The sequence below is a fragment of the Flavobacterium jumunjinense genome, assembly GCF_021650975.2.
GTDB lineage: Bacteria > Bacteroidota > Bacteroidia > Flavobacteriales > Flavobacteriaceae > Flavobacterium > Flavobacterium jumunjinense.
In genome coordinates this window covers 1,971,836-1,987,578 of the sequence record NZ_CP091285.1, presented here as the reverse complement: position 1 = coordinate 1,987,578, position 15,743 = coordinate 1,971,836, and the positions used below count along the sequence as shown (strand labels likewise).

General features: G+C 32.5%; 11 protein-coding genes. 3 read left to right on the top strand and 8 right to left on the bottom strand.

From position 1 onward, the window contains the following. Window positions 1-55 precede the first annotated feature (55 nt). Genes L2Z92_RS08810 through L2Z92_RS08775 form a run of 8 tightly spaced genes read right to left on the bottom strand, consistent with a single transcriptional unit; the run spans window position 56 to window position 11,333 of the window. Window positions 56-1,825 (bottom strand): cytochrome c oxidase subunit I, encoded by a 1,770-nt coding sequence (locus L2Z92_RS08810; RefSeq protein ID WP_236458452.1) that lies wholly within the window; start codon window positions 1,823-1,825, stop codon window positions 56-58. 30 nt (window positions 1,826-1,855) lie between these two features. Continuing rightward, window positions 1,856-3,010 (bottom strand): cytochrome c oxidase subunit II, encoded by a 1,155-nt coding sequence (locus L2Z92_RS08805; protein WP_236458451.1) that lies wholly within the window; start codon window positions 3,008-3,010, stop codon window positions 1,856-1,858. Window positions 3,011-3,029: 19 nt separating this feature from the next. Further along, window positions 3,030-4,385: a quinol:cytochrome C oxidoreductase gene (locus L2Z92_RS08800; protein WP_236458450.1), complete on the bottom strand. Its 1,356-nt coding sequence runs from the start codon at window positions 4,383-4,385 to the stop codon at window positions 3,030-3,032. A 30-nt stretch (window positions 4,386-4,415) separates the two neighbouring features. Then, window positions 4,416-4,961: a cytochrome c gene (locus L2Z92_RS08795; RefSeq protein WP_236458449.1), complete on the bottom strand. Its 546-nt coding sequence runs from the start codon at window positions 4,959-4,961 to the stop codon at window positions 4,416-4,418. Between the two features lie 8 nt (window positions 4,962-4,969). Then, complete coding sequence (locus tag L2Z92_RS08790) at window positions 4,970-5,494, bottom strand: DUF3341 domain-containing protein (protein ID WP_236458448.1); 525 nt, start codon at window positions 5,492-5,494, stop codon at window positions 4,970-4,972. Window positions 5,495-5,498: 4 nt separating this feature from the next. Further along, window positions 5,499-6,908 (bottom strand): NrfD/PsrC family molybdoenzyme membrane anchor subunit, encoded by a 1,410-nt coding sequence (gene nrfD, locus L2Z92_RS08785; protein WP_236458447.1) that lies wholly within the window; start codon window positions 6,906-6,908, stop codon window positions 5,499-5,501. A gap of 30 nt (window positions 6,909-6,938) precedes the next feature. Then, complete coding sequence (locus tag L2Z92_RS08780) at window positions 6,939-9,992, bottom strand: TAT-variant-translocated molybdopterin oxidoreductase (RefSeq protein WP_236458446.1); 3,054 nt, start codon at window positions 9,990-9,992, stop codon at window positions 6,939-6,941. A 36-nt stretch (window positions 9,993-10,028) separates the two neighbouring features. Continuing rightward, on the bottom strand, window positions 10,029-11,333 hold the full coding sequence (locus L2Z92_RS08775; RefSeq protein WP_236458445.1) for a c-type cytochrome: 1,305 nt from the start codon (window positions 11,331-11,333) through the stop codon (window positions 10,029-10,031). A gap of 218 nt (window positions 11,334-11,551) precedes the next feature. On the opposite strand from L2Z92_RS08775, the gene L2Z92_RS08770 reads away from it, so the two are divergent. The 3 genes from L2Z92_RS08770 to L2Z92_RS08760 all read left to right on the top strand — a co-directional run bounded on the left by L2Z92_RS08770 (window position 11,552) and on the right by L2Z92_RS08760 (window position 15,702). Then, a complete protein-coding gene (locus L2Z92_RS08770; RefSeq protein WP_236458444.1) occupies window positions 11,552-11,938 on the top strand; it encodes an SPOR domain-containing protein in 387 nt (128 codons plus the stop codon). A gap of 234 nt (window positions 11,939-12,172) precedes the next feature. Next, window positions 12,173-14,374, top strand: coding sequence for a TonB-dependent receptor plug domain-containing protein (locus tag L2Z92_RS08765; RefSeq protein WP_236458443.1), 2,202 nt, complete (start codon window positions 12,173-12,175; stop codon window positions 14,372-14,374). Between the two features lie 96 nt (window positions 14,375-14,470). Continuing rightward, a protein-coding gene (locus tag L2Z92_RS08760; protein ID WP_236454916.1) for an IS3 family transposase occupies window positions 14,471-15,702 on the top strand; the annotation gives its coding sequence in 2 pieces (ribosomal slippage) (window positions 14,471-14,831 and window positions 14,831-15,702; 1,233 coding nt in all). Window positions 15,703-15,743: the final 41 nt, after the last annotated feature.

The following is a 15,743-nucleotide window of genomic DNA, read 5'->3' as shown; positions in this document are numbered from 1 at the left end:
AAAACAAAAAACCCTTCCGAGAAGGAAAGGTTTTTAATGTATATTTTATTTCATCTTAGTGATGTAATTCTTCTTCACCATCTTTCATTGGTACAGTCTGTAGAACAAAATCTTCATCATGACCTGGTTTACTATAATCGTAAGGCCAACGGTGTACTTCTGGAATTTCTCCAGGCCAGTTACCATGAATATGCTCAACAGGTGTAGTCCATTCAAGAGTATTTGATCTCCAAGGATTCTGAGGTGCTTTCTTACCATAGAACATACTATAGAAGAAGTTCCAGAAGAAAACAACTTGAAAAGCAGCACCAACAATAGCAAATATTGTAATTAATACATTTACATCTGCTAATTCATCAAATAATGGAAAAGCTGAATTTGTATAATAACGTCTTGGTAAACCTGCCATACCGATAAAGTGCATTGGGAAGAAAACTCCATAAGCACAAACTGCAGTAACCCAGAAGTGAACGTAACCTAAAGTTTTATTCATCATTTTACCGAACATTTTTGGAAACCAATGGTAAACACCGGCAAAGAATCCATAAAGTGCAGAAATACCCATTACTAAATGGAAGTGAGCTACAACGAAATATGTATCGTGAACGTTAATATCTAATGTACTATCCCCAAGAATAATTCCTGTTAAACCTCCAGTAATGAAAGTAGAAACTAATCCAATAGAGAATAACATTGCAGGATTTAATTGCAAGTTACCTTTCCACAACGTAGTAATATAATTAAACGCTTTAACAGCAGAAGGTATAGCAATTAATAATGTTGTAAATGTAAATACCGAACCTAAGAAAGGATTCATTCCTGAAATAAACATATGGTGACCCCAAACAATTGTTGATAAAAATGCAATAGCAAGAATTGACATAATCATAGCTCTATAACCAAAAATTGGTTTTCTAGAGTTAGTTGCAATAATTTCAGATGTAATACCTAATGCTGGTAATAATACAATATAAACCTCAGGATGACCTAAGAACCAAAACAAGTGCTCAAATAAAACAGGAGAACCACCTTGATAATGTAGAACTTCACCTTGAATAAATATATCAGATAAGAAGAATGATGTTCCAAAACTTCTATCGAAAATTAATAATAATGCAGCTGAGAACAATACAGGGAAAGATACAACACCAATAATTGCTGTTACAAAAAATGCCCAAATTGTTAATGGTAATCTTGTCATTGTCATACCTTTTGTTCTCAAGTTAATAACTGTAACAACATAATTCAATGAACCCATTAAAGAAGAAGCAATGAAAATAGCCATAGAAACTAACCATAAAGTCATTCCTAAACCAGATCCAGGGATTGCTTGAGGCAAAGCACTTAAAGGTGGATAAATTGTCCAACCTGCGGAAGCTGGTCCAGATTCAATAAATAACGATCCTACCATAATAACAGAAGACAAAAAGAACATCCAATATGATAACATATTCATGAATCCAGAAGCCATATCTCTTGCTCCAATCTGTAAAGGAATAAGCAGGTTACTAAAAGTTCCACTTAAACCAGCTGTTAATACAAAGAATACCATGATTGTACCATGTATTGTTACCAATGCAAGGTAAATATCATTTTTCATTACACCTCCTGGTGCAAAATTTTCTCCTAAGAAAAATTTAAATAAACCAAAAGATTCTCCTGGCCAAGCAATTTGCATACGGAAAAAAATAGATAATAAAACTCCTATAATTCCCATTAATAAACCTGTAATAAGGTATTGCTTAGCAATCATCTTATGATCTAAACTAAAAATATATTTAGTTATAAATGTTTCTTTATGATGACCGTGTTCGTGTGCTGACATAATCTTATACTATTTTATATATCTTAAAATCTATTTTATAACTTGAGCTAAAACCTTAGTAGTATCAACAACTGTTTCAACTGGAACAACAACTGGTACTGGTTCAGGAGCTGGTGCATTAGCTTCCTTCCATTGTGATGACAATGTTGGCTTTTCATTCAACCATTTTTTGAAATCCTCTGGTGTATCAACTACAATTTTCATTTGCATGTTATAGTGAGATGCACCACAAATTTTATTACATAATAGTAAGTAATCAAATGTATATGGATCTAAAGCTTCTTCTCCATTAGCAGCTAATTCAATACTCTTCTTAGCTCTAATCTTATTAATTTTATCTACTTTAAATTTGATTGCTTCATCTTCTCTCATCTCAACAGTTGTAACCGTTGGAATAAAAGCAAATTGAGTTACCATACCTGGAACACAGTTCATTTGTGCTCTAAAATGAGGCATATAAGCTGAGTGTAATACATCTTGTGAACGCATTTTAAAAACAACCTTCTTCCCTTTCGGTAAATGCAATTCAGTAACAACTTTATCGTCTTGAGCAGCAGGATCTGCTAAATCAACACCTAAAGTATTAATTCCTTCAATATATCTAACATTAGCTTTACCTAAAGTATTATCTTCTCCTGCATATCTAGCTTCCCAACCGAATTGTTTTGCGTACAATTCTACATAGATAACATCTTCTTCTTCCTCATAGTACATAATTTCATTCCAAGTATACAATCCATAAAGGATTAAACCCGCAAGAACAATTACTGGGATAATAGTCCAAATAGCTTCTAATTTATTATTATCTGCAAAATATAAAGCTTTTTGCCCTTTTCTTCCTCTATATTTAAAAGTAAAGAAGTGTAATAAAAATTGAGTTATCGTCTGAACGAAGAATATTAAAACAAGTGAAATGTTCATTAAATTATCTACATCTGCACCGTGTTCTGAAGCTGGAGTACCTAATACTAAATCTCCCCATTTTACAACAGAATATATTGTAAATATATAGATAAACCCAACAAAGGCAAACATTAAATAGCCATTAACTGCATTATCCTTATCGTTTGCAACTTCAGAATTTTCTGAATCTACACCTACTTGAGTTAAATCGAAAATTTTAGTTAATTGCCATATAGCAATTCCAATTAAAACTAAAACTAAGAATATCAATAAACTTGTCATTTGTTTATTACTTTAAATATTAATAATGAAAATGTTTGCTCTCTCCCATTAAAGGGTTTCCTTTTGCTTCTAACGGAGCCTTTGTTAGAGTAGTAAACACTACAAATATAAACAAACCAAGGAAAAAAGCTATTGATCCTAATTCTGCATAACCAATATACCATTGGTCACCTACCGTTGCAGGCATAATCATATTATAGAAATCAATATAATGTCCGAATAAAATAACAATACCAGCCATAACAATAATCCATGATAAACGTTTAAAATCTGTGTTTATTAAGATTAATAAAGGAAATATAAAGTTCATAACTAACATTCCGAAAAATGGTAAATTATAATTTTCGATTCTTGTTATAAAATAAGTTACTTCTTCAGGAATATCAGAATACCAAATTAACATAAACTGAGAGAACCATAAGTATGTCCAGAAAATACTAATTCCAAACATAAATTTAGCTAAATCATGAATATGACTTGTATTAACATCTGGCAAATAACCTTTAGATTTTAAATACAGTGTAATTAAAGCTATTGAAGTGATTCCACTAACAAAGAAACTTGCAAATACATACCATCCAAATAAAGTACTATACCAATGAGGATCTACAGACATTATCCAATCCCAAGACATAATTGACTCAGAAACAATAAAAAATACTAAGAAACCTGCTGCCCATTTAAAGTTTTTCTTATAAAAAGTATTATCAGTTGCATTATCTTGAGCAATAGAATTTCTTCTAGAAACAAATCTATAGATATTCCAACCTGCTAAAAATATTGCTGCTCTAATTAAGAAAAATGGTACGTTTAAATATCCTTCTTTTGCTTGTAACAAATGATCATTTGCAACTACCTCTTTATCCATCCAAACAAATATGTGATTTAAATGAAGACCCGAAGCTACTAATACTAAAAAGAAAATAATTGATCCAGGCAATAAATAACCTGTTATCCCTTCCATAACTCTAAATAATATTGGAGACCATCCTGCTTGTGCTGCTTGTTGAATCGCGTAAAATGCAAGAACACCAACACTTAACAACATAAAGAAAATACATGCTACATAAAATGCAGACCATGGTTTATTTTGTTGTTGATGCAATACATGTTCTACATGCTCATCATGTTCTTTACTAGCGTGAGTATCTTCTGATTTATGACTATCATGCGATACCGCTTGTTCAGTATGAACATCATGTGAACCATGAGCATCATGTGCTTTTTCACTACCATGATGACCATCACCATGCTTTAACATTTCTTCAACTTTCTCTTTACTTGGTACAGTCATAAAACCGATACCAATCCCAATGATTCCTATAACCATTAAGGCTAATGAAAAAGCTTTTAATTTACTTGAAAACGTATACATATTAATGATTTTCAAAAAAGTGTTTTACAATTATAATTCTGACTTAAGTTTTAAAACGTAATCTGTTACTTGCCATCTTTCCTCTTGCGACAATTGATTAGCATGTGAACCCATAGAGTTTAATCCATAAGTAACTACGTGATAAATACTACCTTCAGTTATCTCTCTATCTTTATAACTAGGAACTCCTAAAAACTTTTCTCTTTTAACAAGTGTTCCTTTTCCGTCTCCTTTATCACCATGGCAAATTGCACAGTAGATATTAAACAATTCTTTTCCTTTTTCGGGATTAATCGAAATTGAATCTAAAGGAGTTTTTAGTGTTTCTTTAGCTAAAGCATAACCTTCATTAGTGTTCGGTATCTCATAAGGCACGAAACCTCTTTTAATAGAACCTTCTGCTGGTATTTGACCTTCTTTTCCACCTTCAAATGCTTCATGTTCTGAATATGTTTCATAAGAAACGGATTCATACATATTTGGAAAAAACTGGTAGTTCGGCTTCGATTTATCAAAACATGACGTTGCCATTATTGATAAACCTACTACTGCTACTATTTTATATAAGCTTTTCATATCTTGTATTAATGCTTTTCTATTACTTTTACTTCAACAGCTCCTGTAGATTTGAAAAAAGAAATCATTTCTTCTTCATCTCCGTGAATTCCAACTTCCATTAAAAAATGATCATCTGTTGTTCTAATATCTGGATTTTCAGCTTGCTTAAATGGCCATAATTTACTTCTCATATAGAAAGTAATAACCATTAAATGGGCTGCAAAAAACACAGTCAACTCAAACATAATTGGCACAAACGCAGGCATGTTTTCTAAATAACTAAAACTTGGTTTACCTCCAATATCCTGTGGCCAATCTACAATCATGATATATCTCATCATTGCAGTAGCAACTGATATTCCGACTAAACCATATAAAAATGAAGCTATTGCAATTCTTGTTGGAGCTAATCCCATTGCTTTATCTAAACCATGTACTGGAAAAGGTGTATAAACTTCTTCAATATGATGATGTGCTGCTCTAGTTTGCTTTACAGCATCCATTAAAACATCATCGTCATTATATATAGCGTGTATAACTTTATTACTCATGATATTAATGATTGTCTGAATGATTACTCTCTTTTGATTCTCTCTCCCTCTTGTAATTGTCTCCTGACGATTTCAAAATAGTTTTAACCTCTGCTTGAGCAATAACTGGAAAACTTCTAGAGTACAATAAGAAAAGTACAAAGAAAAATCCAATTGTCCCAATAAAGATTCCTGCATCTACAAAAGTTGGCTGGAACATTGTCCATGATGAAGGTAAGTAATCTCTATGTAACGAAGTTACGATAATTACAAAACGTTCGAACCACATACCAATATTTACAACAATCGAAATAATGAATGAGAAAGCAATACTAGTTCTTAACTTTTTAGACCACATGAACTGAGGTGAGAACACATTACATGTCATCATCAATGCATACGCCCACCAGTAAGGACCTGTTGCTCTATTCAAGAAAGCATATTGTTCATATTCCACACCTGAATACCAAGCGATAAATAACTCAGTAATATAAGCACAACCAACAATCGAACCTGTAATCATAATTACAATATTCATCAATTCGATATGTTGAACTGTAATATAATCTTCTAAGTTAGATACTTTTCTCATGATTATTAGTAAAGTATTTACCATAGCAAATCCTGAGAAAATTGCACCTGCAACGAAATATGGAGGAAGAATAGTTGTATGCCATCCTGGAATTACAGAAGTAGCAAAGTCAAAAGATACAATAGTGTGTACAGAAAGTACAAGAGGAGTAGCTAAACCAGCTAATACAAGTGAAACTTCTTCAAAACGTTGCCAATCTTTCGCTCTTCCACTCCATCCAAAAGACAAAGTTGAATATACTTTCTTTGTAAATGGTGTAATTGCTCTATCTCTTAGCATAGCAAAATCAGGTAGTAATCCAGTCCACCAGAAAACTAATGATACTGATAAATACGTCGAAATTGCAAATACATCCCAAAGCAATGGGGAGTTAAAGTTTACCCACAATGATCCAAATTGATTTGGAATAGGTAGTACCCAGTATCCTAACCATGGTCGACCCATGTGAATAATTGGAAACAAACCTGCTTGCATTACAGAGAAAATTGTCATTGCTTCTGCAGAACGGTTAATTGCCATTCTCCATTTTTGACGGAATAATAATAATACAGCAGAGATTAAAGTTCCAGCGTGCCCGATACCTACCCACCAAACGAAGTTGGTAATATCCCAGGCCCATCCTACAGTTTTATTTAATCCCCATGTACCAATACCTGTAGATATTGTATAAATCATACAGCCCAATCCATAAAGGAACGCTGCTAAGGCAATTGAAAATACAATCCACCATTGTTTATTAGCTCTTCCTTCAACAGGTTTAGCTACATCTACAGTAACATCGTGGTAAGATTTATTTCCTACTACTAAAGGTTTTCTAATGGGTGCTTCGTAATGAGACGACATAATCCTTTATATTGTTTCTTAAATTAATACTTATTTATCATTTCTAACTTTAACGTGATAGAATACATTTGGTTTTGTACCAATGTGCTCTAGTAAATGATACATTCTGTCATCTTCAGCTAATTTAGCTACTTGACTTTCTTTATCATTGACATCACCAAAAATCATTGCCCCACTTGAACAAGCAGCAGAACATGCAGTTTGGAACTCACCATCTTTAATTAATCTACCTTCACGCTTAGCATTAAGTTTTGTCGCTTGTGTCATTTGAATACACATTGAACATTTCTCCATTACTCCACGAGAACGTACATTCACATCAGGATTCAATACCATACGACCTAAGTCATCGTTCATATGATAATCGAATTCTGAATTTTTGTTATATAAGAACCAGTTGAAACGTCTAACTTTATATGGGCAGTTATTTGCACAATAACGAGTACCAACACAACGATTATATGCCATGTGGTTTTGCCCTTCTCTACCATGTGATGTAGCAGCCACTGGACACACAGTCTCACAAGGAGCGTGATTACAGTGTTGACACATTACCGGTTGGAATGCAATTTGTGGATTATCTGATGGATCTTCCATATCACTTAAGGTATTGATAGAAGCCATTAAACCAGTCGTATCCTCTTTTAACTTAACATCTCCACTGAAAGTTTCTTCATGAGAATAGTATCTATCAATACGCAACCAGTGCATATCTCTACTTCTTCTTACTTCATCTTTACCTACGACAGGAACGTTGTTTTCAGCATGACAAGCGATAACGCATGCCCCACATCCAGTACAAGCATTCAAATCAATAGATAAATTGAAATGATGACCAGTAGTTCTATCAAAAGATGTCCATAAATCAACCTCAGTAGCTGGTGTTGCTTTATGATCTAAAGAAACCATAGGAACTGGATTCCATACTTTAGCATCTTCTTTTTTAAATATATCAAGTGTCGTTTCCTTAATAATATCTCCACGACCCATTAATGTTTTTTGCAACTGAACACATGCAAATTCATGCTCTCCATCTTCTTTAGTAATACTTACAAACTGATTTGCATTCAAGTTACTATATAAAGTATACGCATTAACTCCAACTTGCATATCCTGTTTCATTCCTTCAACTTTACCATATCCGAAAGCTAAACCAGCAGTACCTTTTGCTTGACCTGGCTGTACAATAACAGGAACTTTAAGTAAAGTAGCATCACCCACTTTCAAAGTAGCATAACTACCATTCATTCCTCCATTTGCAACATTCCAATTCTTTAAGCCTAATCTATCTGCATCAGCTTTAGAAACGGTAACATAATTATCCCAAGATACTCTTGTAATTGGATCAGGAAATTCTTGTAACCAAGGGTTATTCGCCTGTTGACCATCACCTAAACCTGTTTTAGTATACAATACTAATTCCATTCCTACAGCTTTTGCTTGTGCTAATTTACTTGCACTAGCAGTAACAGAAAATTCAGGATTAGCAACTAAAGGCATAACTTCAGATTTCGAAAAACCGTCATGAACTATTTGATTCCAAGATTTATCAACTATTTGAGTAGCAGAAAAAGCTTTTAAATAATCATAATATTTTGCACTATTTTCAGACCAAGTCATCAAAGCTTCTTGAAATTGCTTCGTGTCAAATAATGGACGTATTGTTGGTTGCATTACACTATAATGACCTCTTACAATTGTTACATCGCTCCAAGATTCTAAATAGTGAGGAGCAGCTGCTGCAATCGTGGTATTCTTAGCTGTTTCATCTTCTTTCATAGAAAACGCAACAGATAGCTTTACTTTTTTAAGTCCTTCAGAGAAATCTTTAGAATTTGGTAACGTATATACTGGATTTACTCCACTCATAATTAACGTATGAATGCTTCCTGCTTTCATATCGGCAACCAATTGAGCGACATCTTTATTATTACCTTTTCTAATCAATTTAGCACCATTTGGATCAAATGCTTCAGAAGCAATAGCACTATTAATTGCTAATACTAACATTTGAGCATCAACATCATCTAAACCTGACACTAAAACACCTTTTCCTCTTGCAGATTTTAATTGTTCAATAACTTTATTTACTTCTGCTTCTTTTTCAACTTTAACGTCAGAAATAGCAGCTGCAGTTATTGCTTTATATATCTTAACTAAAGTCAATTTTTGTTGCGCAATAGTCATTGGTAGTCTTTTATCAGCATTAGCTCCAGCTAAAGACATGTTTGCCTCAATTTGGATATGCTTAGACATTTTTCCTTGTTTTGGAATTCTACCTTTCGCATAACCTGCGTCATATCCTCCACCTTGCCAATCACCCAAGATATCTGCACCAATAGAAACAATGACATCTGCTTTTGAGAAATCATAGTTAGCTAAAGCTCTAACTCCGTAAACTGATTCAAAAGCATCTAAAGCATTTGATTCAGAAACAGCATCATAAACAACTTGTTTAACAGTTGGGTATTTTGCTTTTAGTTCAGTTATTAAAGCATCTGTAGAAGGACTTGCCATTGTATTTGTTAACAACACAACAGATGCTCCTTTTACATTTGCATCTTCTAAACTAGCTTTCACTTTTGCATTTACTTCTCCCCAAGATGCAGTTTTACCAGCAATTTTAGGTTGTTTTAAACGCAAACTATCATATAAAGAAAGAACAGATGCGTGTACTCTTGCGTTTGCACCAGTATTTGAACCTTCTAAATTATTATTTTCAACTTTAATCGGACGACCTTCACGTGTTTTGATGAGAATATTAGCAAAATCAAAACCATCTGCAATTGTTGTAGCATAAAAATCTGCTACACCAGGAATAATTTCTTCTGGCTGAACCACATAAGGAATAGATTTCACAACAGGACCTTCACACGCAGCTAACGAAGCAGCTGCAGTACTAAATCCTACATATTTTAAAAAGTCACGACGAGAAGTAGCAGAGTTAGATAAGTTTTCTTCGTTTCCTAAGAACTCATCAACAGGAATCTGTTCCACAAACTCGTTGTTCCTTAGCGTCTCAACAATAGAGCTATTTTCGTTTAGCTCTTCAACACTTTTCCAGTATTTTTTGTTTGATGCCATATTGTATATTGATATTAGCTTCTTAATTTTTATTTATTAATAGTGGCATTTACCACATTCTAGACCTCCCATTTGAGCAGCTGTCAATTGCTTAACACCATACTTCTTAGAAAGTTCTTCATGAATTTTCGTGTAGTATTCATTGTCTTCCACTTTCACGTTTGTCTCTCTGTGACAATTAATACACCATCCCATAGTTAATGAAGAATGTTGCCTCATGATTTCCATTTCTTCAACAGGACCATGACATGTTTGACATTCTACTCCAGCTACTGATACGTGTTGCGAGTGATTGAAATAAACGAAATCTGGTAAATTATGTATTCTAATCCATTTAACTGGAGCGGTTTTACCAGTATATTTCTGATTTTCTTTATCCCAACCTACAGCATCATAAAGTTTTTGAATTTCATTATTATAATCAACACCAAATTCATTTCCTTCTGCTAAAGTTTCATCTGCTACAGAACTAATATTCTTATGACAGTTCATACAAACATTCAATGATGGAATATTTGAGTGCTTACCTACTCTAGCTGCAGAGTGACAATATTTACAATCGATAGCATTATCTCCTGCATGAATTCTATGTGAGTAATGAATTGGCTGAATTGGCTCATAACCCTGATCTACACCCACTTGCATTAAAAATCCATATGCAAAATAAGCCGCAAACAATAAGAAAAATATTGCAGAAACCACTAATAAAAATTGATTTTTAATAAATGCTTTCCAAATTGGCAATGATTTTTTATCTGCTGGAATCTCAATATTATTAGCCTTAGCAATCTTAGTTAACACATTGTTCACCAAGAACAACATAACAATTAACATTAATAAAACCAATGATAAAGCACCAAGAATAATGTTGTTTGAAATACCCGAAGAAGAATTATCTACACGCCCTCCACCATCAACAATTACTTCCGTTTTAGGCGGTGCTACTTGCGAAGTATACGCCAAAATATTTTCAATATCTCCATCTGATAAAGCTGGAAAATTGGTCATTGCTTTTTGACCATTGTCATTGTAAATTTTTAACGCAGTAGGATCTCCTGCTTTAATAAGTTCCGTGTTATTTCTAATCCACTTGTAAAGGAATTCCTTGTCATACTTATCTGCAACACCTCTTAATGCTGGACCCGTCATTGCTTTATCTAAAGCGTGACAAGCGGCACAATTTGCATTAAACAACTCTTTACCTTTAGCAGGATCAGCACCTGCTGGAGCTGGAGCTTCTGCCGCAGCTTCCTGTGAAAACACAGATAAAGAAAAAGTCAGCGATAAAGCTAAGCTGAAGAAAATCCTTGAAAACGATTTATGGTTACCCACCTTTTTCATATTTAGTTAATGATTATCTAGTAAATTTAGTATGATTCTAAATGTATTTTGGCACAAATATAATCATACTTTATTTTAAACTCCGACAAAAATACGATTTTAGAACTATTCTAAAAACCTTAATATTATCTTAAAATGTAATTTATATCTATTCTAAATAATTTCAGTCACATCGTTTTACTTAAAAAAATGTATTTTTGCTTTAAATTTTATTCATTATGAGAAATTTAGCACTTAAAAACATTTTATCATTGACTATTTTTAGTCTTTTTTTTATTCCAAAATCTTTTTCACAAGAAACAAAAACCACAGTAGAACAAGATCCTAGATTTGAAAAACTATTAAAACAGAAGCGACAAATTAATAGTGAAATTAATATCGATGGAAATTATAAAATCCAGATTTTTTATGGTGAAAAGGAAAGCGCGAAAAGAAATTTAATCTCTTTCAAAAGAGAATTTAAGGAAATCGAAGCAACAATCTTATACACTAATCCTACTTATAAAGTTTGGGTTGGAAATTACAAGTTAAGAATTCATGCTGAAAAAAATCTAGCTGAAATTAAGAAGAAATATCCAACTGCACTTCTTATAAAATCATCTTAGTTCTAAAAAAATTATATGATACGATGATATAACAATATACTAAGACAACAAATCTTACGTTTTAGAGTTTTTTGTTATCATAAAAAGTTCTCATCTTTTAAAAGGTGAGAACTTTTATTAATTAAGCCTTTCTGATTTAATTAGTAGAACTACAAGTACCCAAAAACACCTATTTTAGCTATTCTTTAAAATAAAAACAAGCTATTTTTTGTAAAAAAAAACAACATCATCAAAATGAAAAAAAAAATCATACTTATACTATCTTTAATTAGTATTTTGAGTTATAGCCAAACAAAAAAAGACTCAACAAGAACTACCAGTTTAGAAGAAGTCATTGTAACTTCATATAAAATTCCAAAAAACAAAAAGATTCTACCCAATCAAGTAGAGTCAATAAGTGCTAAACAAATTGAGTTTCAGAACTATCAATCTACAGCAGAAATGCTTTCAAACTCAGGTTCTTTGTTTGTGCAAAAATCTCAACAAGGAGGAGGAAGCCCAGCCATTAGAGGTTTCGAAGCAAGTAGAGTGTTACTATTAGTTGATGGTTTCCGAATGAACAATTTAATTTTTAGAACCGGACACCTTCAAAACGCAATAACTGTTGATGAGAATTTACTTGAAAGTGTTGATATATTTTACGGACCTACTTCTACTATATTTGGGAGTGATGCATTAGGAGGAACAGTAAATATGACAACAAAGAATCCTAAATTTCTATCTCAAACTCACAAAGCGTTTTCTGGAAGTATAAATACACGATATGGAAGTGTTAATAATGAAAAATCTATTGCTTTTGATTTGAACTATGCAACTTCGAAATTTGCTTCGTTAACTGTCTTTTCTTTCAATGATTTTGATGACTTAAAAATGGGTAAAAAGAAAAATAGACGCTCCGATTATTTTGGAGAACGATTATTTTACACAACAACTATAAACGGGATAGATCAGGTAGTTGAAAACAGTAATAAATATATTCAAAAAAACTCGGGATATACACAATATAATGCTTTACAAAAACTAGCGTACAAGACGGATTCAGGTTTTGAACACAATATTAATCTTCAATTCTCAACGACATCTAACATTCCTAGATACGACAGACTAACAGATGTTTCTTCCACAACTGGTTTCAAGAATTCAGAATGGTATTATGGTCCGCAACAAAGAATATTGGCTGCTTATACTTTAGACAAAGAAAAAGCATTCCTAAATAGTGACGTGAAAATTAGTATTGCATATCAGAACGCTAAAGAAAGTCGTCATAACAGACGTTTTGGAAACATGAATTTACAAAGCCGAGAAGAAAATGTAAATATGTATTCTTTTAGTGCCGATTTACATAAAAAATTCAATAAAGGAGAATTGTTTTATGGTCTTGAATCATATTATGAGACACTAAACTCAACTGCTAACAAAGAGAATATAGTAACAGGTGAGATTTCTGGCTTAGATACACGCTATCCTAATGGAGAAAACATGATGCATAGAAATGATCTATACGTTTCCTATAATGAAAAATCAAATGAAAAAACTGCTTGGAGTGCAGGTTTCAGAGCTGGATATACTACTTTAAAAAGCACAATTACAGATGACACTTATTTTCCGTTACCTTTTTCTAAGATAAATCAAGGTAATTTTACTTATAGTGGTTCCTTAGGAATAGTACAAAACACTTCAAAAAATATAGCACTAAAAGCAAATCTTTCTACAGGTTTTAGAGTACCTAATATTGATGATTTTGGTAAAGTTTTCGAATCTGGAGATGGTTTCGTAATTGTTCCAAATGAAGATTTAACACCAGAAAAAACATTAACTGGAGATATTGGTTTTGTTATACAATCGGATTCAAAGCGCTTCAAATTTGAAAACACCTATTTTTACACACGTATGTATGATGCGATTGTAACAGATGCTTTTGAATATGAAGGACAATCTACTATATTATACAATGGATCAAACAGTCAAGTTTTAGCCAATCAAAATAAAGGAAAAGCTTACATTACAGGAATTTCAACTAATGTTAGAGGTTATATTATTGATGCATTACAATTTAACGCAAGTTTCAATTACACATATGGAAGAATTGTTGAAGAACAAAATGAAAGTCCTTTAGATCATATTTCTCCTTACTTTGGGAAATTAGGACTAAGTTATGCTAAAAACAAATATGCTATTGATGTATATATGTTATACAATGGAAAAAAAGACATTAAAGATTATTTTGCTAATGGTGAAGATAACGAACAATACGCTCCAAAAGGAGGAATGCCTGCTTGGGAAACTTATAATTTAAAAGGAAGTTACTCTATTTTTAAAAATGCGAAATTATTTGCAGGAATAGAAAACATCTTAGACACACAATATAGAGTCTTCGCTTCTGGTATCAATTCTCCTGGAAGAAATATTTATGGAGGCTTAAAATACACCTTCTAAACTTTTAAAATTAAAAAGAAGCCGCAAGCTATATTAGTTTGCGGTTTTTTTATACCTGTCCCGTCCTGAAATAAGTTGACATAAAATCGACTTATTATGAATAAATCAGAAAACAGGCCAGCAAAGCGTAGTCAACGCGATTATAATCTGGGCTTTAAATTAGCTGTTATTTCTCAAGTAGAAAAAGGCGAACTTACCTATAAGCAAGCTCAAAAGAAGTATGGAATTCAAGGTAGAAGTACAGTTTTGGTTTGGTTAAGAAAATTTGGTAATTTAGATTGGAGTAACCCCAAGCTTTTGTTTATGGTCAAATCTAAAGAAACTCCAGCCCAAAGCATTAAAAGATTAGAGAAAGAATTAGCTGATGAGAAGCTTAAAAACACAGTGCTAAACACCATGATTGATATCTCAGATAGTCAATACGGTACTCAAATTAGAAAAAAGTTTTCACCCAAACCATCCGACGCATCCAACAAGAAGAAGGCATAAGTATGTCCAGAACTTGTAGATTGTTTGGGGTAAGCCGACAAGCTATTTATCAGCAGGAAGCACGTTGTTTAGAACGAGAGAAAGAATTATTAATAGTAAAGCAACTCGTTGAAAAACAAAGAAGAATTATGCCTCGATTAGGCACAAGAAAACTTTATTTTTTACTAGAACAATCTTTTGTTGAAAATAGAATTAAAATCGGGAGAGATGCATTTTTTGCTTATTTGAAAAGAGAAAAAATGCTAGTTAAACCAATGAAAAATTACACAAAAACCACCTTTTCTAAACACTGGTTACGTAAGTACCCCAATTTATTTAAAGATATCGATATCAACAGAATAGAACAGGTTTTTGTTAGTGACATAACTTATATAAAATCTAATAAAAGAACTCATTATCTATCATTAGTTACAGATGTTTTTAGCAGAAAAATAGTTGGTTATCATTTGAGTGATGACATGAGTGCAGAAAGTGTGGTTAAGGCCTTAAGAATGGCAGTAAAAAACAGAAAAACAAACCTTCAATTAATACATCACTCAGACAGAGGTTTACAATATTGTTCTAAAATTTATCAAAATGAATTAACCAAAAATAATATTATTGCTTCTATGACCGATGGCTATGATTGTTATCAAAATGCTCTAGCGGAAAGAATAAATGGTATTCTAAAACAAGAATTCCTCATATACAAATGTAAATCAGGTGATGAACTTAACCTTTTAGTTAGAGAGTCTGTGGAATGCTATAATAGTAAAAGACCTCATTTGAGTTTAAATATGAAAACACCTAACTTTGTATATGAAAAAACCAGTGAAGTTAACTTCACTGGTTTTAATTAATTTATTGTAAAACTCGTCAACTTATTTTAGGACGACTCAAT

Coding starts and splice junctions, on each gene's coding strand:
- L2Z92_RS08770 (WP_236458444.1), top strand. CDS start 11,552: ATGAGAAATTTAGCACTTAAAAACATTTTATCATTGACTATTTTTAGT.
- L2Z92_RS08800 (WP_236458450.1), bottom strand. CDS start 4,385: ATGTATACGTTTTCAAGTAAATTAAAAGCTTTTTCATTAGCCTTAATG.
- L2Z92_RS08805 (WP_236458451.1), bottom strand. CDS start 3,010: ATGACAAGTTTATTGATATTCTTAGTTTTAGTTTTAATTGGAATTGCT.
- L2Z92_RS08775 (WP_236458445.1), bottom strand. CDS start 11,333: ATGAAAAAGGTGGGTAACCATAAATCGTTTTCAAGGATTTTCTTCAGC.
- nrfD (WP_236458447.1), bottom strand. CDS start 6,908: ATGTCGTCTCATTACGAAGCACCCATTAGAAAACCTTTAGTAGTAGGA.
- L2Z92_RS08765 (WP_236458443.1), top strand. CDS start 12,173: ATGAAAAAAAAAATCATACTTATACTATCTTTAATTAGTATTTTGAGT.
- L2Z92_RS08795 (WP_236458449.1), bottom strand. CDS start 4,961: ATGAAAAGCTTATATAAAATAGTAGCAGTAGTAGGTTTATCAATAATG.
- L2Z92_RS08780 (WP_236458446.1), bottom strand. CDS start 9,992: ATGGCATCAAACAAAAAATACTGGAAAAGTGTTGAAGAGCTAAACGAA.
- L2Z92_RS08810 (WP_236458452.1), bottom strand. CDS start 1,825: ATGTCAGCACACGAACACGGTCATCATAAAGAAACATTTATAACTAAA.
- L2Z92_RS08790 (WP_236458448.1), bottom strand. CDS start 5,494: ATGAGTAATAAAGTTATACACGCTATATATAATGACGATGATGTTTTA.